Consider the following 22,595-nt stretch of genomic DNA (forward strand, 5'->3'; position numbering starts at 1 on the left):
CGGGTGCCGGAGATGCTGAAATTGAAAGGACTGCTCAATGACTGTCGTGCTTGCCACCGTATGTGAAGATGGCGTGGTCATGGGATCGGATTCCCAGATTACCGACAAGGGGCGCGGCATGACCTATCCGGCCCAGAAGCTTCATCCCCTCGGCAGCGACGCCGCCTGGGGTGGCAGCGGTGCCCGCTCGGTGCTGACAGACGTGCAGCGCAGCTTCAATGAAAACAGTGCGGCGATCCTCGAGGCGCCGGACATCGGCCGTGCCATGCAAAACCAGGTCCTACCGATCCTTCGCCATCACTACGAGACCTTCATCCCCGACGTGCCCGGCGAGGAAGGCAGTGGCACGCCCTCGGCCTATGTCATGGCCGCTGGATGGCGTGACGGCGAGCCGTGGATCATCGAGATCACCCCCTCGGGCATGATCGGACACTATGCCGATATCGGATTCCATGCGATCGGCAGCGGGGCGGCCATGGCCCAGCAGGCAGGCTCGCTGCTCTCGCATTTCCGCATCGGCAAGCGCTCAGTCGATGTCGGCTGTGCCGCGGTCTTGCGCGTGTTGAAGTCCCTCGACCTCACCTCCGCCAGCGTCGGCAAGCCGTTCAGCCTGTGCCGCATCACCAAGGACGGCGCCCATCACCTGACCGACGAGGAGATCGACAAGGTCGGAGAAGTCGTGGCTCGCTGGGAAAAGGCCGAACAGGCCGCCATCGCCAAGATATTCGACTGAGCCGCTGAGGCTCAGATGCCGGAGCCATCGAGCTCCGTTTCGTCCTCGCCCTCCCAGGCGGGCGGGCGGACCATGGCATCCAGATTTGCCCCAGGCAGCGGCATCCAGCATTTCAACTCCGGCTCCGCATAGGCGATGATCAGTCCTGGCGTCGAATCGGACGACCGCCAGCCCTCGGCTCCGAACCGGTCGCCCTTCGACCAGTAGACGAGATCGACGGCACCCGGCCCCTGTTCGGATGCGCGGATGGTCACGAGAATGCGGCTACCGTCGCGCGGCGCCGTGCGCATGTTTCGCCAGCGGATGGATTCGTCCATGATATGTCCTCCCATTACGCTCAGGAGTGTCGCCGCCGGAGAGGGGGCGGTCAACAGCAATGCTTGCCATCCGGCAGATCATATCGCGTCGTCATCGGTCCAGATCATCGGATGCCGTCGGGCGTTGTAGACCCTCAGCACCCAGAGAATGTCACCGCGAACGGTGTAGGGGAGAATGAAGCCGAAGCGGGGCTCGACCGCTTCGCGAATATCCGGACGCTCTGTCAGCCGTCCGCTCTGCGGCTGCTCTTGGACCCGACGCAGCGTCGTTCGAATGGCGGTCACAACATGTTTGTGCCCAGACGGAGAGCGTGGCCGCAGCCAGTCTCTTAGGTCTTCAAGGTCTCGAACCGCATCGCGCGTGAACCGGAGCTTCATGAGCGCTCGACGAACGACGGGGGAGGCGGCAGAACCGCTTCGTCACCCCAACTCTCCATCCAGTTCAGCACCTCGTTTCCGTCATGTCCGAGGTCTCGGTCGACATCGCCCAAGGCGCGATCCATGTCCGCCTGCCAGCGATTGCGACCGTCGATATAGGCCTCGACTGCGCGCGCGACGATGTCTTCGCGCGACTGGCCTGTCTGGCGTGAAAGCGTCTCGATGGCGACGGTCACCACATCTGGTAACATAATTTCGAGCTTCGTCATATTTCGTGCCTTGCCGGATCCACTCGACGCACCTACCTTATCTCTATCGGCAACGTAACGAAAGGAAGGTGATCCAATGTCTAATGAGATTTCGGTCTGCGTGTGTGACTTTGGAAAGGGTGCGGTTTTGACGGGGCAGCCCTCGGCCTGACCCAGCCTTCCTTCGGGCGGTATCCCCGTCCGGGTCCAGACAAAGGACTAAAACTCATGGGAGCCACCCTCGCGGGTGGCTCTTTTGATTTGTGGGCTAAAGGTCTCGCGAACTGCTCTCTACACCGATTATCAGATAGGCAGTTAAAATATCAAATCTGGCTAGCGCGATTGATAGCTCGGACTTCGCAATCTGTATGTCGCTCGCCGAACCGCCGTTAATCAGTTCAAGAAGCTGGTTGCCCTTTGCGTATATGTCTTTCATTGACAATGTGATGAATAGAGAAAACTCTTCACCGGTTGCGGAGCTCTCCAGTTTTGCGCTTGCTCCAGGCAGGGTTGCATTGATGGTAGATTTGAGTTCTTGCAGCTGCTCTGGGCTAAGTGACGAAAATTCGATTTCTGTTGCCCCAAAATCCTTTGACATGGCAAACTCAACCGCCTGAAATTGAAGCGTTAAGTCGCTGTTTATAAGCCTTTCGATTTCTTCCTTACTTTTCGATAGGTCGCCCGCGGATGCTTGATTCAAATCTGTCCGTAAGCGATTGATGTTGTCTTTGGCAATTTTTATGTCGGAAAAGGAGTCGCGATACTTCATTTCAAATCGGGACCCGACCTGAGCGACTGAGATGCTGGCGAATAAAACCAGCAATGACGCTGTCAGGATTCTATTGCTTTGCATTTCTCGTGGTCTTTCAGTCGGCTGAACTTAGGATAAAGAAAAACTAGATGATCAGCGTTTATATTTCTAGCGTACCAGATCTGAAATTTTTTATCTTCGTATAGTCTACAGAAATCATTCTGAAGGTAGGCCCAGTATCTTTCAGGTAGCTGCCCTTGGTTTGCAAGGTACCCAGCATGCGCGATGAAGTCGCCATAGCGGTCGTACGCGTTATTCAAAAGTACGAAATCGTCCGCTGCGGCAAATATTTCCTCGGTGATCTCTCTGCTCTCTCGCGATATCGAGATGGTATTCGCGGCATTTAAGGACATGTTAGCCGACGACAACTGAACGTATGCGATTTGCAGGGCCGCGATGCCTATAATCGTGGGTGCCCATTCTATTACGCGATGTAAGGTTCTGGGCATCGTGCCAACCTCGGCGAGCTATTGTCTAGCCAGCATATCCGTATGCGTTAGCTTGGCAAGTCAACCGCCAGTGAACTCAAAGTCCCACAGTGCCGAAGCCCGGAACCTTGATGCCCGGTCGGGCGACATCGATGCCAGCCACGAGGCCGAGGAAATTCACCTCCAGCCCGCTGCGCGCCCCGACCGATAGCCCGGCAAAGCCACCGAGGCTCAAATGCAGGTCCCGCCCGTCCTTATCGAGATAGTAGAAGGCACCGCCCGGCAGATAGTCGCGGCCGACCGCATCGGATGGCAGAACAGCCCCCAGTTCCGGCACTTCGCGCAGCACATGCGCGACGAAAGTGTTGGAGTTCGGTCCCGGATAGATCCGGTAGCCGCCCGGCTGGCCATAGGCATAGCCGGCAATCGCCGCCTCCACCATCGGGATCAGCCGTTTGGCCTCTTCGCCCTTCACTTCGGCGACGAGCCGCGGCGGATTGGAATACCAATAGGCATCCGGCGCCCGGTGGTTGCGGCGGATCGGCGAGCCCCAGCCCACCTTGTCATAGCGCTGATAGTCGCCGTTTTCGTCCTTGGTGACGATCCAGGCATGGCTGGCGATCGCCCCCTTCAGGCCGCCGGTCATCGCCGAGAAGACATAGATCGCCGCCTCCGGGCTCTCTTCGGCCGTCGGCAGCAGCCCGGACGAGCTCCATCGTGCCGAACTCCAGCCTTCCGGATGGTCGCGCGTCGCCCAGAGCCCGGCCGAAACCAGCGTCGGCAGCACGAAGACAAGCAGGATGACGGAGACGATGCGCAGCAGAAATTTCAACGCGGACCTCGAACAGCAGGACGATGCATGCTTTAAGAACCATCAGAGAATATTGGCATTTTGAGGCACGTCATGGAAAATCCTGTTACGGTCGAGGTCACGCGCGGTCAACTCGTCGAGAGCCGCCATCGCGGCATGGCCGTCGTGATCGATGCCGAGGGCGCCATCGTCTTCTCCGCCGGCGATGTCGATTCCGGTGTTTTCCCCCGTTCTGCCTGCAAGGCCATGCAGGCCCTGCCGCTCGTCGAAAGCGGTGCGGCGGATGCTTACGGCTTCGGCAATCGCGAACTGGCACTCGCCTGTGCCTCCCATTCCGGCGAGCCGGAGCATGTGGCGACCGCAGCCTTCATGCTGAAGGCCGCGGGCCGGGACGCAAGCGTGCTCGAATGCGGCGCCCACTGGTCCTCACACCAGTCCGTGCTGATCGATCAGGTCCGCACACTGGAGAAGCCGACCGCCCTCCACAACAATTGCTCGGGCAAACATTCCGGCTTTGTCTGCACCTGCTGCCACACCGGCGATGACCCGCGCGGCTATGCCGGCTTCGACCACCCGCTACAGGAGGCGATCCGCGCCATCATGACGGATCTGACCGGCGCCGTGCTCTCGAGAGACAATTGCGGCACCGATGGCTGCTCGATCCCCACCTACGCCGTGCCGCTCACGGGCCTTGCCCGCGGCTTCGGCAAGCTGGTCACCGGCAAGGGGCTGGAGCCCTTGCGCGCCGCCGCCGCCCGCCGCCTGATCAATGCCTGCATGGCAGAACCCTTCTACGTCGCCGGCACGAAACGCTTCTGCACCAAGCTGATGCAGGTCGCACCGGGCAGGATCTTCGCCAAGACCGGCGCCGAAGGCGTCTTCTGCGCGCTTCTGCCGGATAAGGGCCTCTCCTTCGCCGTGAAGGCCGAGGATGGCGCAACCCGCGCCGCAGAGGCGATGATCGCAGCCCTGCTTGCCCGCCATTTCGATGCGGATAGCGAGGAGCGGGCCGCCCTGATGAAGCTTGCCCATCACGGCATGACGAACTGGAATGGCCTGTCGGTCGGCACAATCAGGACGACGGACGTGCTGTTCGCCTGAGCCTTCGACGTTTGCCGGTCAGCCACGCAGCGGCCACCTGCCTCAAGGGAGGTTTAACCCTTGTCGGTCTAGAGTGCCGCCACGACCCATCGTGGGCAAACGACGAGGCCGAGTGTCATGACTGTTTCGATCAAAGGGCGAGACCGCGCCGCCGCCATGACCAGGGCTGGCCGCAGCTGGACCGTTCCGGTGGAATTTCATGGCCGCAGTCTGGACCTCGAATGCCGCGAAACCCTCGATGAACTCGAAGCATTGAAGGATGTCTGGCAGGGCCTGGAAGGCCGCAGTCCAGAAGCTTTCGGCTATTTTCAGAGCTTCGACTGGTGCCTGTCCTGGTCCCGGCTCTACCTCGCGCCGGAAAAGATGGAGGCGCGCGCCCGGGTCTATGTGCTGTGGGATGGCGCCGACTGCGTGATGATCTGGCCGCTGATGACCCGTCGCATCAGCCCGGCAATCACGCTTCTCGTTCCGCTGACGGCGCCGATGAACCAGTATTCGACGCTGCTTTACGATCCCGCCCGTTTTGATCGGACAGCCGGCCGGGCGGTGCTCGAGGAAATCCGCAGGGATCGGGGGCTCGATGCCATCTGCCTCGATCATGTGCCGCAATCCGCGCTACTCGCAGATATTCTGGAAGGCCAAGGCGTGAGCCCCGAGGGCGGGCAGCAATCCTCGATCCTCGATCTCTCTGCTATCACCGACTGGGAAAGCCATCACCGTGCCTTGCCGAAGAAACAACGCCTGCAGCGCAACAGCCGCCGCAACCGGTTGGAAAAACTGGGCGCCCTCGATTATCGCGTCTATCCGGCGGGAAGTCGCGGATACGCAGACAACATCGAGCGCTGCATCGCCCTGAAACAGGCCTGGCTCAGAGACACCGGCCGGCTCGGCCGCGACGTGTTTGACCCACGCTTTGTCGCCTTCCTCCGCGATCTCGGCACCAGTGCGAACGAGGGCGACGACGGCGTCTACCTGCATGCCCTGACGCTCGACGGCAGCCCGATCGCCATGGAAATCGGCATGCGCTTCCGCGATGACTATTACTGCTTCCTAGGCGCCATCGATCTCGCCTATCAGAAATATTCTCCGGGCAAGGTGCAGATGGAAAGCGCCCAGCGCTGGGCGATCGAAACCGGGATCCGCCGCTTCGATTTTCTCAATGACCCTTCCGCCTACAAGTCGAGCTGGACCAACGCCACCGAGCCGCTGACCGCCTCCTATGTTCCGCTGACCAGCCTCGGCCGGCTCTATTGCCATCACTGGATGGCAGGCCTTCGCCCGCATATGCGCTCCATCTACCATCGCTTCGGCGCGCAAATCCGGGCCCGCCTGCTGTCGGCGGTCGGTCCGGTCCAGCGCTTGCTTGGTCGCCATGGCGGCAGCATGGGCCTCGTCCTGTGCTGCATGCCATGATCGCGCGGTCAGTCGCCAGATTGCAGCAGGCGGTGCGTGACCCCGGCCTGCGCGGGGCGCTTGTCAGCATCTCCGTCCGCATCGCTGCCGCCTTTGTCGGGCTTGGTCTGCAGATCCTGCTCGCCCGGCTGATGGCGCTCGAGGATTACGGCGTCTATGTCATTCTCTGGACTTGGGTCAGCGTCGTCGGACAGATCGGTGTGCTCGGCTTCTACGATTCCGCCGCCCGCTTCATTCCCCGCTATGGCCGGCGCGAAAAACACGCCCACCTGACGGGCTACCTCGCGACCGGCTTCCGCGCCGTCATCCTCGGCTCCGGCGTGTTGGCTGCTCTCGCCATTGCCTTCCTGCTTGTCCTTCCGGGCCTTGTCGAGCCGGCCTTCCTGCTGCCGATCGGCGTGCTTGCCCTCGGCTTCCCCGTCCTGTCGCTCGAAACCTATGTGACAGGCATTGCCCGCGGTTTCGGCTGGTATGCGCTATCGACCGTGCCGGGTTTCATCCTGCGGCCGGTGATGGTGATGATCGGCGTCGGTCTGGTGAGGCTTGCAGGCCTGCCGCTCGATGCCGTGACCGTGCTTGCTATTGTCGTGCTCGCTTCGATCGTCGTTCTCATCGTCCAGGCCCTGCTGCTGCGCGCCCGCCTGCCCAGAAAGACCACGCCCACCGCAACGACACCGGAGCGCCGTCGATTCTGGCTACTCGCTTCGGTGCTGATGATGCCGGCGATGACGGCGGAAGAACTCTTCGTCTGGATCGACGTGCTGATCCTCGGCTTTCTGGTAAGCCCGGATCAGGCCTCCCTCTATTTCGCCGCCCAGCGCTCCCTGTCGCTCGCTGCCTTCGTGCAATATGGCTTCATGCTGGTCGCCGCGCGTGGCTTCTCGCTGTCGCTCGCCTCAGCCGACAGGGCAGGGCTGCAGGCGCGCATCACCCGCTCGACCAATGCCACCTTCTGGCTCACCATTCCCTCGGTCGCGCTGACGCTCGCCGCCGGCTATCCGCTGCTGCACCTCTTCGGAGAAGCCTTCGTCACCGCCTATCCCTGCCTCGTCTTGCTGGGCCTTGCCTATGTCATCCGCGCCGCAACCGGCCAGGCGGCCGAGCTCCTCGTGGTCCAGGGCCGCTACCGCCTGAGCCTTGCCATCGTGTCGCTCTCGGTTGCCGTCTGCGTCGCGGCGATGTTCGTCCTCGTGCCCCTCTGGGGCATAACAGGTGCCGCTGCCGCCATGGTCCTCGTGCAGATCGTCCGGCTGGTGGTGGTCACGGGGCTGGTCCACCGCCACACCGGCTATTGGGTGCTGGTTCGGCTGTTTGCGCGTGCCAACGGATAGGGCCGGAGGTGGTCACTCCACCTCTGCCAGCCGCTTCTCCCACATCGCCTTGAAGCCCGGACGGGACTGGATGCGGGCGAGCCATTCCGCCGTCTTCGGATGGGCGTCGAACAGCGGCTGATAGGCCTGGGCGTAGCGCACGACCTCGCCGAGATTGATGTCGGCCACGGTGAAGCGGTCGCCGACCGCATAGTCATGGGCGGAGAAATGCTTCTCCAGAACCCCGAACGGCCGAGCGAGGATCTGCGCGACTGCTTCGGCCTCGGCGCGGCCGGCCTCGGTCGAAAGCCGGCCCTCGTTGTTCGCATGCGAGATCTTCAGCGCCTCGGTCTCGATCGCGGTTGCTGCAAAAAGGGTCCATTGCAATGTCAGCGCGTCTTCGGCGGCATCCTTGGGCGCGATCGGCCCGCCGATCGTCTTCGCTACATGGATGGTCTGCGCCAGCGACTCGTTCAGCACGAGGCCGTCGTCCTCGATCGTCGGAATGCTGCCCATCGGGTTGACGGTGAGAAACGCCGGCGACCGCGTATTGAGCCGGGCATCCGCCGCCATCGGATCCTTGAGCTTGTAGGCCTGAATGACCGGCACCAGTTCGAAGGGCGCGCCGAGCTCCTCCATCAGCCAGAGAATGCGCGTCGCCCGCGACTTGTAGACGCCATAGATCTTCAGCATGCCGGTCTCCCTTGATTGGTGGGCCGGAGGCTATCGCGCCGATGGGCTATGGAAAAGCCGTTCGGACTGATGGGATCGATGAATTTTGCTGATCGCTCCTCACATTGACACGACGGCGCAACCGCGCGTATTCCTGTGGCTCCAGGGTCCGCAGTTCACCCAGGCGTCACCGCCCCGAAAAGGGGAGCTAAACCTGCCTTTCTCTTGTCGACACAGGCTCGTTTTTCCGTGCCCCGTCGGAAGTCGGTGACCACCGGCCTTGTGGTCTTTTCAACGACCGGGCACGACCAGGAGAACAGAGATGTCGAGGACGACCCATGCCTTTGCTGCGCCCGATCTGTCGGCGCTGGCGAAAAACCTCAAGCGCGAACTGGAAGCCCGGGTGGACCTGCCCGGCCATGTCGAGCTCCTGAACATGCTGACGCGTGCCGTCGGCTACCGAAACTACCAGCATTTCAAGGCGAGCCGGGCGGCAGAGGATCGCCTGGCCAATCCGCCCGTCGTCGAGGCCGAGCCCGCGGTCGATTTCCGCCGCGTCGAACTCACCGCCCGCTGCTTTGCCGGGACCGATAGTCTCGTCCGCTGGCCGGGCAAGCTCAACCAGCAGCAGCTCGCGCTCTGGGTGCTCTGGTCCTTCCTGCCGGCCGGTCAGGAGATGCCGGAAAAAGCGGTCAACGAGGTACTGATGCGCCACAACGGTTTCGGCGATCACGTGCTGATCCGCCGGGAACTGGTGAATATGGGGCTTTTGTCCCGCACCCGCGATTGCCGCCTCTATCGTCGGGTCGAGAAACGTCCGCCACCGGAGGCGCGCGAATTGATCCGCTGGGTCGGCAACCGTCAATCGTCACGGAACTGACGGGGAGCGAGGTTGCAGGGACGGGCGGCCTTCGCCCTCCGTCCCTCAGCCGGCGCGCGGCACAAGCTGCCGTTCTCGATCGAGCAGAATGCGTGTCCACTCCGGGTGGAACTGGCTGACCTCGAGCATTTCCCGCACGCTGTCGCGATCCATGGGACGCGAGAAATAATAGCCCTGGCCGGCCTTGCAATCGAGAGACAGCAGATGCTCGGCCTGGCTCTCTTCTTCGATGCCCTCGGCAATCACCCAGATTCCGAGCCCGCGTGCGATGTCGAGCAGCCCTTTCGTGATCACCGATCCGCTGCCGGCGTCGGCCAGGCGACGAACGAAGCACTTGTCGATCTTGATGACGTCGACCGGCACTGTCAGCAGATGGGTGAGCGAGGCAAAGCCGGTGCCGAAATCGTCGAGCGCCACCTTGATGCCGGCCTCGCGCATGGCCCGGATCTCTTCGGCAATCACATTGTCTTTCTGGGCGAGATAGACGGATTCGGTCACCTCGGCGACGACCACGCTAGCCGGCAGGCCGACGCGGCTCACGGCATCGACGATCCGCTGCGTCAGCCGACCACGGTGGAAATCGGCGGCGGACAGATTGAGGCCGACACGCGAGAATTGCAGACCTTCTCGCTGCCATTCGATGCATGCCGCCGAAATGCGCTCCAGCATGCGCTCGGTGATCTCGATTGCCACATGCGCATCCTTCATCGCCTCCTGGAAATGAGCGGCGGCAACCAGGCTGCCATCGGCCATCCTCATCCGGCAGAGCGACTCAAATCCCATGATCCGCCCGGTGGCGAGTTCGATGATCGGCTGGTAATGGGCGTCGATGCGGTCATCGCGCAGCGCCCGATCCACCTCCTGCACGGCACGGAAGCGCTTGACGATCGAGGTGCCGAGACCGGGGGCATATTCGAGATAGCGCCCGCGTGCCCGTTCCTTGGCGTGATAAAGAGCGTAGTCGGCATTCTGGCGCACCTGCTGCGGGCTGCGCTCGATGCCGGCCTTTGCGCCGCCGAGTGTCGCGGCAGGATAGATCAGATGCCCGGCACAGTCGGCCGGCTCCTTGATCCGCTGGATCAGCGCTTCGGCAAGTTCGGTCGGGTCCGTCGCCTCCAGGCAGGGCACGATCACGGCAAATTCGTCGCCGCCGAGCCGGAAGGTCATCTCCGCGGGCGCGCGATCCTTCAGGCGATGCGCAACGATGCGGATCAGGTCGTCGCCGGCGCTGTGGCCGAAGGTATCGTTGACCATCTTCAGATTGTCGAGGTCGATCAGCATCAGTGCCCAGTCCTGGCCCCGGCGCGCCACATCCTCGATCGTCTCGTTGAAGCGGCTGCGGTTCGGCAGGCCGGTCAGGTTGTCGGTTTCGGCAAGCTTCCGTCGCTCGGCAATCCGCTGGTCGCGCTCGATGGCGATAGCGCAGAGATGCACACAGGCTTCGACAGCCGCCTTCTCCGCATCCGATGGGCCGCGCGCGACACGGTAGTAGAAGGCAAAGGTGCCGAGCACCTTCCCGGCACCGATGATCGGCGTGGACCAACAGGCTCTCAGGCCATTGGGCAGGGCCAGGCTCTTGAAGGCCTGCCAATAGGGATGCGTGTCGATATCCTCGACGAGAACGGGCTCGCCGAAATATGCTGCGGTCCCGCATGAGCCCACGCCGGGTCCGATCGCGGTTCCATCGATGGCGGAGGTGTATTCGAGCGGCAGTGACGGACCGGCGAGATGCCTCAGCCGCTGCTCGTCGTCGAGCAGCAACACCGAGCAGACGAGATCATTGCTGCTCGCTTCCACCTCGCGGCAGAGTCTATCGACCGTCTCCGCCAGAGGATGTCCCATGGCGATCATTTCGAGGATGGTGTTCTGCAGTTTCAGGAACATGGGTTTCGCTGCATTAGGGTCGTCAGCGATTAGATCAGCCGGGCCTTAAACAGAGATTACGACTAACCGAAAATACGGGTGTTGGTTTCCCAAGCGTTAACGCTGAGGCTCGCTCTTCGCCGGATCACGCAGCCGCGCGCGTATTGTCGGTGACGATCAGATGCCCATAGCCGGTTTCGCCGTCCAGAAGCTCGTCGCCGACGCGCTCCTTCCAGCGATATCCGCGGATTGCTCCCTTTTCGGCACCTCCGACGATATTGCCGCGGATGACCGTCTTGCCCGCACCCTCGACCACGCTCACCCGCATGCCTTCCGGGCTGTCACGCAGGATGTTGTCGCTGACGATGACGTTGCGCAGATAGGGACCCCAGCCGATCGCAAGCGCCGCCGTCTCCGCCCCTTCGACGAGATTGCCACTCACCAGCGTGTCGGCCTCCACCGAGATGCCGAAGCCGAAGCTGCTGATCGTCGGCACATAGGGGCCCTTGTTGACGATCCGCCTGACAATGTTGTTGCTGACGGTCGACAGGCGGCCTCCATGGTCGAAATTGGCGACCGATATGCCGATCGCCGCGCCATCGATGATGTTGCCTGTGATCACCGCGCCCTCGAACTCGAATTCGGCATAAATGGCAGTCTCGCCGGAGCGGAAGCCCTGGTTGCCGCTGATCGTGATGTTGGAGGCGGAATTGGCCCGGATCGCCGAGAAGGCGCAGTCCGAGACATGGTTCTGCGACACCAGCACATTGTCGGCGCGGAAGATGTTGATCCCGTTGCCATATTGCCCGGTGCCGCCATTGGTCGCGCCGATCCGTGCCACGCGGTTGCCGGTGATGATGGTGGCGTCTTCGCCCTTCGTCCAGCGATGCACGAGAATGCCGCCATTGCCGCAGTCGAAGATCTGGTTGTTGCGGATCGAAAACGCCTTGCCCTCGATCGCCCAGATGCCGGCTTCAGCAGCGCCCGAGATCCGTGTCGTATCGATCCGGCCGCCGCAGCGTGCCAGATAGATCCCGCATTTGCGGCTGCCGGTGATCTCGCAAGCCTCGATCGTCACGTCGTCGACACTGCGGAAGGACAGGAGCCCCTCGGTGTAATCGGCAAGCCAGCGATTGGCGCCGTCGAAGGTGAGACCGGAGAGGCTGAGGCGGCGGATGTCCTGGGCGGCGATCAGATGCCCGTCACCACGATAGACAAGCCGCGTCAGCCCCGGTACGCCGACGATCCGGCTGCCGTCGCGCAATTCGAGATTGGCAACCTCATAGGTTCCGGCCGCAAGGAAGACCGGCTGGCCCATGACAGCCGCCCGGTCGATGAGATCCTGCAGCTTGGCGCTCTGGTCGTCTTCGGCGCCCGGCAGGATGCCGGCTTCGGCCGCGTCGAACCCACCGCGCAGTTCCGCCATGGCAAGCGTCTGGGCAGAGGCAAGGCGCAGGCTGCCGGGCAGGGCCGCTGTCGCAAAGAGCCCGCCAAGGCCGATCATGACCGAGCGTCGAGAAGGCATGTGTCCGTTCCGTTTCCGGCTGTAGCTGTCAGGGCAAGAACCTTGGAGGAAGCCGGCAGTCCCGGCAAGAACAGGCTTAAAACAGTGTTAACGGCGCGCGTGAAGCGCTTCGCCTTTGGTCTAAGCAATTTCAGGCAAAGACTTGAGCCAGATCAAGGAAACTTGCCGGCCTGATCCTATTCTCACACCAGAAAGACATGAACACGAAGGAAAACGATCATGCTTCGCCTCGCTGCAGTTCTCTATATCCTCGTCGCCAGCGCCGTCGGCGGTGCGGCGGTGATCGCGGTCCTGTCGCTCGAGATGCGCGAAGGCTGGCAGATCGCGGCGGCTTTCGCAGCCGGTCTCGTGCTTTCGATCCCGGTTTCGGCCGTTCTGGCGAAAAAGATCTACAACGCCTTGCAAGGACCGAAGCCGGTCTGAGCCACACCCTTCGGCATGGGACGCAAGCCCTTCCTGTCCTGGCGGAGCGGGGAGGGTGGTGAACAACCAGTCCCATGACGACCGGCCGGCATTTTCTCGGGGGAGGGAATGCCGGTCGGGTCGTTTTGCGTTTCAGCAATCCGCTTCCGGCCCGTGCGGTGCCGTCTCTGTCAGCCTTCGCCCTGCTCGAAGCGCTTGAACTGAGCCTCCAGGCCCTCGGTGAAGCGGGCATAGAGCCGCCCGAACGCCTCCACATCCTCGTTTGACCAACCGGCGGTCGCCTCGGTAATCGTCTCGCGCTTGATGGCCTCGATCTCATCGAGCACCTTGCGCCCTGCCGCCGTCACCCTGACAAGGCTGCGCCGTCCGTCCTCTTGCGAGGCCGCGCGCTCCAGCAATCCCTGTTTGACGAGATCCGCCACGATCCGGCTGCCCCGCGAAGGATCGATCCTTAGCTGTTCGGCGATCGTACCGACCGTCACCTCCTGCTGGCTGCCGATCCGCTTGATGACGCCGATGGCATCGAGGTCAGACAGTTCCAGCCCCGTCCCGATGCGTTTCAGCGCCATGCGCCCGATGAAGCGGCGGCCGATCAACAGCCGCATGCGCGTCATGGCATGCCCGATGGTCGCGAGAGACGAGTCTCCGCAAACGGGGAGAGCATCCTGAGTTTCGGTCACCGGCTCATCGCCAGCGGGATGGGAGTGTGAAGCAGACATCATGGTTCCAGCATAGCAAAGGTCGGACGGTGCGAAAAGCAAAATGAATGCCTTCAGCAAATATGTGCTATTGACATATAAATGCGAGGGGCACATTTTGTGGCCAGACAGGAGCCCCCGATCCATGACCAGAGCCACCACTGCCGCCCCCTCCGGGCCCGAACCCCGTTTCGAACCGCACCCGACGACGAGCGCCACCGTCCCGCAAACCGCAGACAATACGCCGCTGGTCACCGATCCCAGGCTCCGCCTCTTCGTCTATCTCCTGCTGATGTCCGCCATGTTCATGGCGACCCTCGACAACCAGATCGTCTCGACGGCACTGCCCACCATTGTCGGCGAGTTCGGCGAACTGGAACGCTTCGGCTGGGTCGGTTCCGCCTATCTGCTGACGACCAGCGCCGTCATGCCGCTCTATGGCAAGTTGGGTGATCTCTTCGGCCGCAAATACGTGATCATGGCAGCAATCGCCATCTTCACAATCGGTTCGCTGGTCTGCGGCCTTGCCGTCTCCATGGACACCCTGATTGCCGCTCGCGTCCTGCAGGCATTGGGCGGCGGCGGCATCATGGTCTCGATCTTCTCGATCAATGCCGATCTCTTCGAGCCGCGCGAACGCGCCCGCTACCAGAGCTATTCGAGCCTCGTGCTGATGGCCTCGGGCGCCCTCGGTCCCGTACTCGGCGGCACGCTGTCGGATCTCTTCGGCTGGCGCTCGATCTTCCTCGTCAACCTGCCGATCGGCATCGCTGTCCTCATCGGCCTTGCCTTCCTGCTCCCCTATCGCAAGCCGAACCGCAAACCGAAGATCGACTATGCCGGCGCCATCCTGCTCGCGGGCGCCGTCGCCTCGATCGTCTTCTGGGCCGATAGTGGCCAGATCTTCGGCTCGCTGATCGCGTGGGAAAGCCTCGCCGTCGTCGCCTTCGGTGCCCTCTGCGCGATCGGCTGGATCCTCGTCGAGCGCCGCGCACCGGAACCCGTCGTCCCGCTCACGCTCTTCTCCAAGCCGACCATCAACCTGCTGCTGATAATCTCCCTTGTCTCAGGCGCCATCGGCATCGGTTCGGTCAACTATATCGCCCTCTATCTGCAGACCACAACCGGCCTCTCGCCCTCCATGGCCGGTCTGCTCTTCGTCGCGACAACAGGCGGGATCGCCATCGGCTCGATCGCCGCCGGCCGCCTGATCGCCCGCACCGGCCGCTACAAGCCCTTCTCGATTGCCTCTGCAGCCCTCGGCGTCATCAGCCTCGGCATCTTCTCCGTCCTGCATGCCGGAACGCCCCTGATCTTCATCGCGCTGGTCATGCTGCTCCAGGGCTTCGGCGTCGGCATCGGCCAGCAGGTGCCGGTCATCGGCGTCCAGAATGCCGCCTCCAAAGCCGATGTCGGCGCCGCCACCGGAACGGTCACGCTGACGCGCATGGGCGGTGCTGCGATCGCCATCTCCATCTACGGCGCGATCGTCAGTTCAGGCCTGACCCATGTCCAGATCGCACTGCCCGGCGGCGTCGAATTCCGCAACCTCACACCCGAAGGTCTCGCTGCCCTGCCGCAGGCCGCCCAAACCCTCGTCGCCAACGCCTATTCCGACGCCTTCGTGCCGCTCTTCCTGACCGCCTCCGGCATGATGGTGATCGGCCTGATCGCAGCGCTGCTGTTGCCCAACATCCGCCTGCCACGCGAAGGCGAGGGCAAGTTGCCGGAGGCGGTCGTGGCGGAGTGAGGTTTGAGGGCCAACTGCAATAATCTGGCTCAGGAGATCTGAAGACAACCACCAAACGCCTCACGCAAGTCTGCAACCATATGCTGCGTGCATCAGCATAATTCGCGCAATTTTCAGCCTTCGAGGTTTCAGGTATGCAGATACAATCCGCTTACGGTGCATCGTCCTACTCGGCCACCACCAAGCCGGCCAGCACCGCAGCGTCAGAAGGGAGACCAGATCTGGAGCAGATGCTCGAAAATCTGCGCAAAGATCCCGCGATCAATGCCCGTATCACTGAAAATGAAGCCGGCAGCTATGATTACAACATACAGGGTGAAAGCTGGTCCGATAAGAGCTTCGCCGCGCGAGCAATAATCACAGAACTGAATGGCGAAAGCTTCAGGCTCATCGGAACCGAGGGCTGGATATTGCCATCTGATTCTGATGCGCAGTTGTTCAAGCAGTTGACCGGCTACAACCTTCTCATCCTAGGTGATCATCCCGTAGTGCTGGATGACGACGGCTTTCCGCCGGCAGCAGCCGATGAAGCGTCTGTTAAGCAAGCATTCGATTTCATAACCGAGATAACTCTTTGCCGAGCCGAAGGTTACTTCGAGGGAGAGCTGACCTCGGAGAATATCGGTTCCATACTGGCGGCTTACAATATCTCACCTGGCACTGACAGCTTCATCGATCAGGTCCTTGAGCTATTGAACAAGTCAGACACTGGCCCGAGTGTTAGCGCGGAACACGCGCAGACGGACCAGATCAGCGAATTGCTGGACATCGCCTCGGCTTGATGACGAGCGTGCGATGCGCCGTATCTCGCGCGCTCGCGTCAGCCTTGCCACAGGAAACCCCCGGCCGAGGCGCGGCCAGGGGTATTGATCTTCGCAAACCTCAGGCCGCGTAGCGCTGCGCGCTGGCTTCCCTCTGAACCTTGAAGCGGGCGACGAGCGCGCGAAGATGCGCGGTCTCTTCCGCCAGTTTGGCGGTGCTGGCCGCAGCCTCTTCCACCATCGCGGCGTTCTGCTGGGTCATCTGGTCCATCTGGTTGACGGCCGTGTTGACCTCGGTCAGCCCGAGCGATTGTTCCTGGGCGGCCGTCGCGATCGAGGTGACCTGGCTTGCAATGCCGATGACCTTGGTCTGGATGTCGCTCAGGGCCTGGCCGGTGGAGCTGACAAGGTTCACCCCGGTCTGCACCTCCTGCGACGACTTGGTGATCAGCGTCTTGATGTCCTTGGCAGCGGTCGCAGACCGTTGTGCGAGTTCGCGGACTTCCTGGGCGACGACGGCAAAACCCTTGCCAGCTTCGCCGGCCCGTGCCGCTTCGACGCCTGCGTTGAGAGCGAGCAGGTTGGTCTGGAAGGCGATCTCGTCGATCACGTTGATGATCTGCGAGATTTCCTTCGAAGCCTGCTCGATCCGGCTCATCGCCGACGTCGCTTCGCCCACGACGCCGGACGACGCTTCGGCGAACTGCCGGGCTTCCGTCACCATCTTGCTCGATTCCTGCGCCCGCGCGGTCGAAGTCTTCACGGCGACCGTGATTTCCTCAAGCGCCGAAGAGGTCTCCTCCAGCGAGGCGGCCTGGTTTTCCGTGCGCCGCGACAGGTCGTCCGAGGCCTGACGGATTTCGTCGGCGCCACCATTGATCGCATCGGCCGACTGGCGAACCTGCTGCATCAGGTTGCGCAGGCTGCCCATGGTCTCGTTCACATTCGTCTGCAGGCTCGCAAAGACCCCCTGATACTGTCCTTCCATGCTCTCGGTCAGGTCGCCCTTCGCCAGCGCCGAGATGACGCGTCCGGTTTCGGCGATGCCGGCATCGACGGATTCGACCAGCGTGTTGACGTTGGCGGCGAAGCGGTCGAGGTCCGGATTGTCGTAGCGCTTGGTAATGCGGCGGGTGAAGTCGCCGGCGACGGCAGCATCGACCACGGTCGCGATGTTCGACTGCAGGTCGGCATTCTTCTCCTGCAGTGCTGCTTCCTGAGCCGCGAGATCGCGGATCTTGATGGCGTTCTGCTTGAAGACGTCGACGGCCTTGGCCATCATCCCGATCTCGCTTTTGTGGGTAAGGCCAGGGATGACGGTGTCGAGCTTGTTATCGGCAAGCGCACCCATCGCGCCGGTAATCTGGCCGATCGGCTGCGTGATGCTACGTGCGATGAAGAAGGCGATGAGACCGGCCATGACGAGGCCGACGCCAGCGAGCGTGCTGCCGATCACGACGGCAGTTTTCATCGTCGACTGGATACTCGGCCCCAGCGTGTCCTGCTCCTTCTTCAAGTCGAGCTTGAGCTGCTCCACGGAGTCGGAGAGCGCTTCCCCGGCGACGTTCATCGTCTCGTTGATCACCTGGTTTCGGCTCTTGATTACGTTATGCACCGACTGAAGGCCGGCCTCGTAGGTGTTCAGTTGGCTCGTCAGTGTTTCCAGCGTGGTGAGCACGGTCGGGTCGGTGCTGGCAGCCGTGACCTTGGAAACCTCGTCGCGCGCCTTCACGGCAAACTGCGTCGCGCCCTCGAAAGCGGCATCGCTGTTGTTCAGCAGGAACTTGTTCGTTCCGAGCCGGAGGCTGCTCACCTCATACTTCACGCGCTCGATCAAGGCGGCCGCCTGTTGGTTTCCAGAGGCTTCGACGGTCTTGCCGATCGCCTCCAGTTCCTCGGCCATTTTCGGGCCGAGCGTATCAAGCGTTCCATTGACGATTGCGTCGCGCTGGGTCTGTAGCGCCACCACCTTGTCGAAGCCTCGAGCATAGGTGTCGACGAAGGGGTGAAAACCCGATACCGTCGCCCTTTCAGCATCATCAAGCCCGAAGCCTAGCATCGTGTCGATCGAGGCTTTCGTGGTCGCAAGACGTGTCGTTACGTCCTGTTTCAACTGTTCGGTTGGCTCGGCGCGAAACTTGCGGAAGGCGAGGCGCGCTTCCAGCATGTTGGCCTGGATGCGACCCGCTTCGTTCGTCTCCTTGGCGCTCTCGCGATATTCACCGAACGACGCCTCGTTGGTGAGGTTCGAATAGATGCCGGCCCCGGCGATCACGCTGAGCACCAGCAGAACGGATCCGAATCCCAGATAGATCTTGTTTCCGATTTTCATGTTGTCGAGCACGCGAGTCAGTCCTTGACCAGGGGTTGAGTAATGACGCGATCCTGATCGCCGCTCCTTAAAAAGTGATGAAATACTAATTGTTAGACCGCTAAATTTCGCACTGACTTAATCATTTTAAGCTGAATCGCGGGTTCCGTTGCAATTCATGGGTGCCGGTGACGGTTCTTTCGAGCTTTTCCGAGGATGACCGACGCCTCAGGCCGGGAGCGTTAGGCCGGGCGCGGCCGGCCGGTCCATGCAGCCATAAGCTTCGCGCCAGCCGCGGCTGACAGGTTGCGGCCAACGATGTCAGTGAATCGGTGCAGCATGTTGAAGCCTCTCCCGTCCGGCCCGGCCTCCCTCCTGTCGAAGCGGCTCTTGTCGCTCGGCCTCGGCACGGCGCTTGTCGGCTCGCTCTCGGGCTGCATCCTGATGACCGATACCAGCCGGATGAACATCGAGGTCTTTCAGGACGAGGTGGCCCCGGTCTGGTACGATCCGGCCCGCACGCCGCCGGCCGCCGATCAGTCAGCACCGCAAAAGCGCAGCCTCTACCAGACGCAATTCCACCAGACCTATGGCCTGCCGGTCTCCAACCCGCTGCACCGCACGCTCTACGGCGTGATGGTCGATGATGGCCACACGCTGCCTGCCATCCCGCTCGATCGCGTACGCTCCGACATGCTGCGCCAGGAGGTGAGCTACCAGTCGACGGAAGCCCCCGGCACCATCGTCGTCGATACCAGGGCGCATTACCTCTATCTCGTCCAGCCGAACGGCAAGGCGATCCGCTACGGCGTCGGGCTTGGTCGTGACGGCTATGCCTGGTCGGGCCGCGGCGTGATCCAGCGCAAGGCGAAATGGCCGCACTGGACGCCGACCGACACTATGGTCGAGAACAATCCCAATCTCCGGCCCGTTTCGGCAGCCCGTGGTGGCCTCGTCGCCGGCCTCAACAACCCGCTCGGCGCGCGTGCGCTCTACATCTACCAGGACGGCAAGGACACGCTCTACCGTGTCCACGGCACGCCCGACTGGCAGTCGGTCGGCAAGGCGACGTCCTCGGGCTGCGTGCGCATGTTCAATCAGGATGTCATCGACCTCTTCGATCGGGTGCCCGACAACACGCCGATTGTTGTCATTTAGCGACACCTGACCGCCGCGTTTGCCTCTCTCCAAAACGTGAAAGGGGGCGCGCGTTGCTTTCATTGAAGCTTTCCTGTTTGCATCGCATCATCGCGGAACAAAGCGCACCTCCCAGCGTCTTCCTCCGCAGAACTGCTACAGGAAACTCATACCTAAATGTCCTCTACACCACATCTGACCCGCCGTTCGCTCCTGTCCCTGACAGGCCTCGGCGCGGCGTCCCTGCTGGCCAGCTGCACCACCTCCCGTCCGCTCCCGGCGGATGCCCGTCTCGAGGGACCTGTCGTGCCGGCCGCACCGAGCGGTCGCACGCCCGAACTCGATGCCATGTATGGCGAGGTCTATGACGGCGGCTACGTCATTCCGGCCGTGCCCTACTGGCGCATTCCCGAGCGCTTCTATCGCCAGCAGGTGATCGATCCCACCGGCGAAGCCCCAGGCACCGTTGTCGTCGACACCCCCAACCGCTTCCTCTATCTCGTCGAGCGCGGCGGCACTGCCATGCGCTACGGCGTCGGCATCGGCCGCGACGGTTTTGCCTGGGGTGGCGCCGGCGTCATCCAGTGGCGCCAGAAATGGCCGAAATGGACCCCGCCGGACGAGATGATCGCCCGCCAGCCGGAGCTCGAGAAGTATTCCGTCCGCAACGGCGGCAAGCCGGGTGGCATCGACAACCCGCTCGGCGCCCGCGCGCTCTACATCTTCAAGAATGGCCAGGATACGCTCTACCGCCTGCACGGCTCGCCGGAATGGAATTCCATCGGCAAGGCCGTGTCCTCGGGCTGCGTGCGTCTGATGAACCAGGATATCATCGACCTCTACGAGCGTGTGCCGACCAAGGCGAAGATCGTCGTTAAGCAGTAACCTGCCGTTCTGAACAGATCTTGCACGGCATCGCCGCAAGACAAAAAGAAGGCCCCGCCGGTGACGGCGGGGCCTCTCTGCATCATGGGGTCGCAGATGCTCGTCGGGATCAGGCGGCCTCGAGGGCCTTCTCGATTGCCTGCACGGAATGGCCGGTCAGGTCCTTGTCGAGCTCGCCGATCAGCACCGCCGAGAGCTGCTTGTGGTAGCTCTTGCGCATCTCGCCGAGCGTCCGCGGTGCCGCGATGATCACCAGGTTCTTGATCTTGCCGTCGAGAACCTGCCTGTTCAGCATCTCGGTGATGCCGTTGCTGAAGCCGTCCTCGTCCTGCTGGCTGTCATCGGGATTGGCGGCACTGCTGGAATGGCGGGCGCCGGATGGGATTTTCGAACCGTCGATCTCGTCTGACGGAATGGCCCTCAGCTTGATATCAAGCGCATTGCCCTCATTTTCGAAAAGGCTCAGCTTCTCGCCATCGGCGACGGCAATCACGGCATTCTGCGGTACTTGCATGGACATTCTCCTTGATGGTCTGTGCGACGTCCACCGAAGGTGGAGCGGCCGCAGTTGACCTAAGGACAACCCCTCGCAGCGGGATCGGTTCCTCGTTCCAGGCCCTCGCCGGGACGGCGGATTGACGCGGTTTACTCCCGACAGCGAAACGGGCTGAACGAGCTCGCAGCGCCTGCATTCATGCTGGCGATGGTGAGGCCATTTGCCACCTCGATATCGGCCTCCGTCTCCGGACAGGCATCGACATCGGCAAGGCAGCCGCTGTCGATGAAGGCCTGGTTCTCCGCCATGAACGCGTCTGACACACCCTCACGTCCCACATGGTCGAGGATCTCGGCAAAGGCCTGCCGGTAGACGTCGCATTTTTTCCGCTGCCAGTCGGAGCGTGCTTCCACGGTCGTCCCGGCTTCCTGACTTTCGGCGTGTGCCGGGGCTGTGAGGCTGGCAAGGCCAAAGACGAGGGCGATGCAGGGCCAGAGATTGTGACGAGCGATCATCGCGCGTATCTCGCAAAGATAGCGTCACCGATCTCGGCAATCGCTGCGTCCCGCGCCTTCAGCGGATGCGTCTTGCCGTCCATGTAGATCGCAATGACGAGCGGCTGGGCGCCCGGCGGCGGCCGCACGACGGCGATGACCCCGCGTGTGCCATGACCGCCGGCACCACTGCGATCGGCGATCTGCCAGCCTTTCGGCAGTTTGGACCGCAATAGGCCATCGGCCACCGCATTGGCGGACATCCAGGCTTCCAGCTGGTCGCGGGCGGCGGGGGCAAGTGCATCCCCGAGCAGCAGGTGTTCAAGCGTCTGCGCCATCGCCTGCGGCGTCGTCGTGTCGCGTGGATCGCCGGGTGTCGCCTCGTTGAGCTCAGGCTCATAGCGATCGAGCCGGGTGGTCTTATCGCCGATGCCGCGCAGGAAGCCCGTCACTTCGGCCGGCCCGCCCAGCGTTTTGAGGATTGCATTGGCCGCCGCATTGTCGCTGGTGCGCAGCGTGATCTCGCAAAGCGCCCGCGTGGAGAGGTTTGTCCCCACCCGCTTCTCCGTCACCGGCGAATGCGGACGCAAATCCGCTTTGGTGATGCGTGTCGTCTGCTCGAGAACGGCGTTGCCACCGGCCAGGGCGGCCGCACAGGCGAGCGACTTGAAGGTGCTCGCCATCGCAAAACGCTCCGTCTCGCGATAAGCGACGACCGTGCCGCGCCCCGTATCGATGACGGAAAGCCCGACCCGCATGCCGAGCCTCTCCTCCACCCGCTTGGCCGCCGCGATAATCTCGCCTTCGGCAGCCTGCCCGGACGCCGGCAGGGCGCCACCGAAAAGCATCAGCGGCAGAACGAGAAGCCGGATTGGGGCGGTCATCCGGCGGGTGGTACGAGGTGTCGATGATGTCATGCGGTGCTCTCCTTCTTTGGCCCTCATCGGTGCCAATCAAGGCATCAGGGAGGCACGCGGCAGGAGAGATGGAAAAGACGGGTTCATCTCGGCTGGGAGGCTCACTGTGTCCCGACTGCGGCCAGAACAGTCTTCGTCTCACTGAGATAGGCCTGCATCGAGGCCCGGTCTTGTTCGATGGAATGGCATTTCTCCACCGTCTCCTCGAGCGCTGCCAGCTGCTCCCGCAGGGC

General features: G+C 62.3%; 23 protein-coding genes. 10 read left to right on the forward strand and 13 right to left on the reverse strand.

Going from position 1 to position 22,595, the window contains the following annotated elements; genetic code table 11:
* Positions 1-37: 37 nt before the first annotated feature.
* Positions 38-733: an Ntn hydrolase family protein gene (locus tag QWE_RS15670; protein ID WP_006727132.1), complete on the forward strand. Its 696-nt coding sequence runs from the start codon at positions 38-40 to the stop codon at positions 731-733.
* Positions 734-744: 11 nt separating this feature from the next.
* Here the strand turns inward: QWE_RS15670 and QWE_RS15675 are convergent, their stop codons facing one another.
* The 5 genes from QWE_RS15675 to QWE_RS15700 form a co-directional block, all read right to left on the reverse strand.
* Positions 745-1,050, reverse strand: a complete 306-nt coding sequence (locus QWE_RS15675; RefSeq protein WP_006727133.1) for a hypothetical protein — start codon at positions 1,048-1,050, stop codon at positions 745-747.
* A 78-nt stretch (positions 1,051-1,128) separates the two neighbouring features.
* Entirely contained in the window at positions 1,129-1,428 is a 300-nt protein-coding gene (locus QWE_RS15680) for a type II toxin-antitoxin system RelE/ParE family toxin (protein ID WP_040300415.1), read from the reverse strand.
* On the reverse strand, positions 1,425-1,697 hold the full coding sequence (locus QWE_RS15685; protein WP_006727135.1) for a hypothetical protein: 273 nt from the start codon (positions 1,695-1,697) through the stop codon (positions 1,425-1,427). The genes QWE_RS15680 and QWE_RS15685 overlap by 4 nt, the downstream gene beginning before the upstream one ends.
* Before the next feature lie 247 nt (positions 1,698-1,944).
* Positions 1,945-2,445 (reverse strand): hypothetical protein, encoded by a 501-nt coding sequence (locus tag QWE_RS15690; protein WP_157790718.1) that lies wholly within the window; start codon positions 2,443-2,445, stop codon positions 1,945-1,947.
* Between the two features lie 567 nt (positions 2,446-3,012).
* Positions 3,013-3,747, reverse strand: coding sequence for a DUF3750 domain-containing protein (locus QWE_RS15700; protein WP_006727138.1), 735 nt, complete (start codon positions 3,745-3,747; stop codon positions 3,013-3,015).
* Positions 3,748-3,819: 72 nt separating this feature from the next.
* Between QWE_RS15700 and QWE_RS15705 the strand changes: the two genes are divergently transcribed.
* The 3 genes from QWE_RS15705 (at position 3,820) to QWE_RS15715 (ending at position 7,571) form a co-directional block, all read left to right on the forward strand.
* Positions 3,820-4,827: an asparaginase gene (locus QWE_RS15705; RefSeq protein ID WP_006727139.1), complete on the forward strand. Its 1,008-nt coding sequence runs from the start codon at positions 3,820-3,822 to the stop codon at positions 4,825-4,827.
* 117 nt (positions 4,828-4,944) lie between these two features.
* Entirely contained in the window at positions 4,945-6,240 is a 1,296-nt protein-coding gene (locus QWE_RS15710) for a GNAT family N-acetyltransferase (RefSeq protein ID WP_006727140.1), read from the forward strand.
* Complete coding sequence (locus tag QWE_RS15715) at positions 6,237-7,571, forward strand: oligosaccharide flippase family protein (protein ID WP_157790719.1); 1,335 nt, start codon at positions 6,237-6,239, stop codon at positions 7,569-7,571. The genes QWE_RS15710 and QWE_RS15715 overlap by 4 nt, the downstream gene beginning before the upstream one ends.
* A 12-nt stretch (positions 7,572-7,583) precedes the next feature.
* Here the strand turns inward: QWE_RS15715 and QWE_RS15720 are convergent, their stop codons facing one another.
* A complete protein-coding gene (locus tag QWE_RS15720; RefSeq protein ID WP_006727142.1) occupies positions 7,584-8,243 on the reverse strand; it encodes a glutathione S-transferase family protein in 660 nt (219 codons plus the stop codon).
* Positions 8,244-8,544: 301 nt separating this feature from the next.
* On the opposite strand from QWE_RS15720, the gene QWE_RS15725 reads away from it, so the two are divergent.
* Positions 8,545-9,102, forward strand: a complete 558-nt coding sequence (locus QWE_RS15725) for a DUF2087 domain-containing protein (RefSeq protein WP_006727143.1) — start codon at positions 8,545-8,547, stop codon at positions 9,100-9,102.
* A gap of 45 nt (positions 9,103-9,147) precedes the next feature.
* Here QWE_RS15725 and QWE_RS15730 read toward each other — a convergent pair whose 3' ends face one another.
* Positions 9,148-10,986 (reverse strand): putative bifunctional diguanylate cyclase/phosphodiesterase, encoded by a 1,839-nt coding sequence (locus QWE_RS15730; RefSeq protein ID WP_006727144.1) that lies wholly within the window; start codon positions 10,984-10,986, stop codon positions 9,148-9,150.
* Positions 10,987-11,110: 124 nt separating this feature from the next.
* On the reverse strand, positions 11,111-12,490 hold the full coding sequence (locus QWE_RS15735; RefSeq protein WP_006727145.1) for a TIGR03808 family TAT-translocated repetitive protein: 1,380 nt from the start codon (positions 12,488-12,490) through the stop codon (positions 11,111-11,113).
* Between the two features lie 219 nt (positions 12,491-12,709).
* On the opposite strand from QWE_RS15735, the gene QWE_RS15740 reads away from it, so the two are divergent.
* Positions 12,710-12,913, forward strand: a complete 204-nt coding sequence (locus QWE_RS15740; protein ID WP_006727146.1) for a hypothetical protein — start codon at positions 12,710-12,712, stop codon at positions 12,911-12,913.
* A gap of 170 nt (positions 12,914-13,083) precedes the next feature.
* Here the strand turns inward: QWE_RS15740 and QWE_RS15745 are convergent, their stop codons facing one another.
* Positions 13,084-13,692, reverse strand: a complete 609-nt coding sequence (locus QWE_RS15745) for a MarR family winged helix-turn-helix transcriptional regulator (protein ID WP_006727147.1) — start codon at positions 13,690-13,692, stop codon at positions 13,084-13,086.
* Between the two features lie 64 nt (positions 13,693-13,756).
* Between QWE_RS15745 and QWE_RS15750 the strand changes: the two genes are divergently transcribed.
* Together QWE_RS15750 and QWE_RS15755 are read left to right on the forward strand one after the other, a co-directional pair.
* Positions 13,757-15,361: an MDR family MFS transporter gene (locus QWE_RS15750; RefSeq protein ID WP_006727148.1), complete on the forward strand. Its 1,605-nt coding sequence runs from the start codon at positions 13,757-13,759 to the stop codon at positions 15,359-15,361.
* Between the two features lie 134 nt (positions 15,362-15,495).
* Positions 15,496-16,143 carry a hypothetical protein gene (locus QWE_RS15755; protein WP_006727149.1) on the forward strand — a complete coding sequence of 216 codons (648 nt, stop codon included), beginning with the start codon at positions 15,496-15,498 and terminating at the stop codon, positions 16,141-16,143.
* Between the two features lie 100 nt (positions 16,144-16,243).
* Here the strand turns inward: QWE_RS15755 and QWE_RS15760 are convergent, their stop codons facing one another.
* Complete coding sequence (locus QWE_RS15760) at positions 16,244-18,466, reverse strand: methyl-accepting chemotaxis protein (RefSeq protein WP_006727150.1); 2,223 nt, start codon at positions 18,464-18,466, stop codon at positions 16,244-16,246.
* Positions 18,467-18,772: 306 nt separating this feature from the next.
* Between QWE_RS15760 and QWE_RS15765 the strand changes: the two genes are divergently transcribed.
* Together QWE_RS15765 and QWE_RS15770 are read left to right on the forward strand one after the other, a co-directional pair.
* Entirely contained in the window at positions 18,773-19,591 is an 819-nt protein-coding gene (locus QWE_RS15765; RefSeq protein WP_006727151.1) for a L,D-transpeptidase, read from the forward strand.
* 156 nt (positions 19,592-19,747) lie between these two features.
* Positions 19,748-20,455 (forward strand): L,D-transpeptidase, encoded by a 708-nt coding sequence (locus tag QWE_RS15770; RefSeq protein WP_006727152.1) that lies wholly within the window; start codon positions 19,748-19,750, stop codon positions 20,453-20,455.
* 109 nt (positions 20,456-20,564) lie between these two features.
* Here the strand turns inward: QWE_RS15770 and QWE_RS15775 are convergent, their stop codons facing one another.
* The 3 genes from QWE_RS15775 to bla all read right to left on the reverse strand — a co-directional run bounded on the left by QWE_RS15775 (position 20,565) and on the right by bla (position 22,362).
* Positions 20,565-20,969, reverse strand: a complete 405-nt coding sequence (locus QWE_RS15775) for a host attachment family protein (protein WP_006727153.1) — start codon at positions 20,967-20,969, stop codon at positions 20,565-20,567.
* 131 nt (positions 20,970-21,100) lie between these two features.
* Positions 21,101-21,466, reverse strand: a complete 366-nt coding sequence (locus QWE_RS15780) for a hypothetical protein (RefSeq protein ID WP_006727154.1) — start codon at positions 21,464-21,466, stop codon at positions 21,101-21,103.
* Complete coding sequence (gene bla / locus QWE_RS15785; RefSeq protein ID WP_006727155.1) at positions 21,463-22,362, reverse strand: class A beta-lactamase; 900 nt, start codon at positions 22,360-22,362, stop codon at positions 21,463-21,465. Before bla ends, QWE_RS15780 begins: the two co-directional genes overlap by 4 nt.
* Positions 22,363-22,595: the final 233 nt, after the last annotated feature.

Origin of the sequence: Agrobacterium albertimagni AOL15 (genome assembly GCF_000300855.1) — a bacterium.
GTDB lineage: Bacteria > Pseudomonadota > Alphaproteobacteria > Rhizobiales > Rhizobiaceae > Allorhizobium > Allorhizobium albertimagni.

Bases quoted from the DNA above. Each gene is read 5' to 3' on its own strand.
- QWE_RS15670 (WP_006727132.1), top strand. From the start codon at position 38: ATGACTGTCGTGCTTGCCACCGTATGTGAAGATGGCGTGGTCATGGGA.
- QWE_RS15675 (WP_006727133.1), bottom strand. From the start codon at position 1,050: ATGGACGAATCCATCCGCTGGCGAAACATGCGCACGGCGCCGCGCGAC.
- QWE_RS15680 (WP_040300415.1), bottom strand. From the start codon at position 1,428: ATGAAGCTCCGGTTCACGCGCGATGCGGTTCGAGACCTTGAAGACCTA.
- QWE_RS15685 (WP_006727135.1), bottom strand. From the start codon at position 1,697: ATGACGAAGCTCGAAATTATGTTACCAGATGTGGTGACCGTCGCCATC.
- QWE_RS15690 (WP_157790718.1), bottom strand. From the start codon at position 2,445: ATGAAGTATCGCGACTCCTTTTCCGACATAAAAATTGCCAAAGACAAC.
- QWE_RS15705 (WP_006727139.1), top strand. From the start codon at position 3,820: ATGGAAAATCCTGTTACGGTCGAGGTCACGCGCGGTCAACTCGTCGAG.
- QWE_RS15710 (WP_006727140.1), top strand. From the start codon at position 4,945: ATGACTGTTTCGATCAAAGGGCGAGACCGCGCCGCCGCCATGACCAGG.
- QWE_RS15715 (WP_157790719.1), top strand. From the start codon at position 6,237: ATGATCGCGCGGTCAGTCGCCAGATTGCAGCAGGCGGTGCGTGACCCC.
- QWE_RS15720 (WP_006727142.1), bottom strand. From the start codon at position 8,243: ATGCTGAAGATCTATGGCGTCTACAAGTCGCGGGCGACGCGCATTCTC.
- QWE_RS15725 (WP_006727143.1), top strand. From the start codon at position 8,545: ATGTCGAGGACGACCCATGCCTTTGCTGCGCCCGATCTGTCGGCGCTG.
- QWE_RS15730 (WP_006727144.1), bottom strand. From the start codon at position 10,986: ATGTTCCTGAAACTGCAGAACACCATCCTCGAAATGATCGCCATGGGA.
- QWE_RS15735 (WP_006727145.1), bottom strand. From the start codon at position 12,490: ATGCCTTCTCGACGCTCGGTCATGATCGGCCTTGGCGGGCTCTTTGCG.
- QWE_RS15740 (WP_006727146.1), top strand. From the start codon at position 12,710: ATGCTTCGCCTCGCTGCAGTTCTCTATATCCTCGTCGCCAGCGCCGTC.
- QWE_RS15750 (WP_006727148.1), top strand. From the start codon at position 13,757: ATGACCAGAGCCACCACTGCCGCCCCCTCCGGGCCCGAACCCCGTTTC.
- QWE_RS15755 (WP_006727149.1), top strand. From the start codon at position 15,496: ATGCAGATACAATCCGCTTACGGTGCATCGTCCTACTCGGCCACCACC.
- QWE_RS15765 (WP_006727151.1), top strand. From the start codon at position 18,773: ATGTTGAAGCCTCTCCCGTCCGGCCCGGCCTCCCTCCTGTCGAAGCGG.
- QWE_RS15770 (WP_006727152.1), top strand. From the start codon at position 19,748: ATGTCCTCTACACCACATCTGACCCGCCGTTCGCTCCTGTCCCTGACA.
- QWE_RS15775 (WP_006727153.1), bottom strand. From the start codon at position 20,969: ATGCAAGTACCGCAGAATGCCGTGATTGCCGTCGCCGATGGCGAGAAG.
- QWE_RS15780 (WP_006727154.1), bottom strand. From the start codon at position 21,466: ATGATCGCTCGTCACAATCTCTGGCCCTGCATCGCCCTCGTCTTTGGC.
- bla (WP_006727155.1), bottom strand. From the start codon at position 22,362: ATGACATCATCGACACCTCGTACCACCCGCCGGATGACCGCCCCAATC.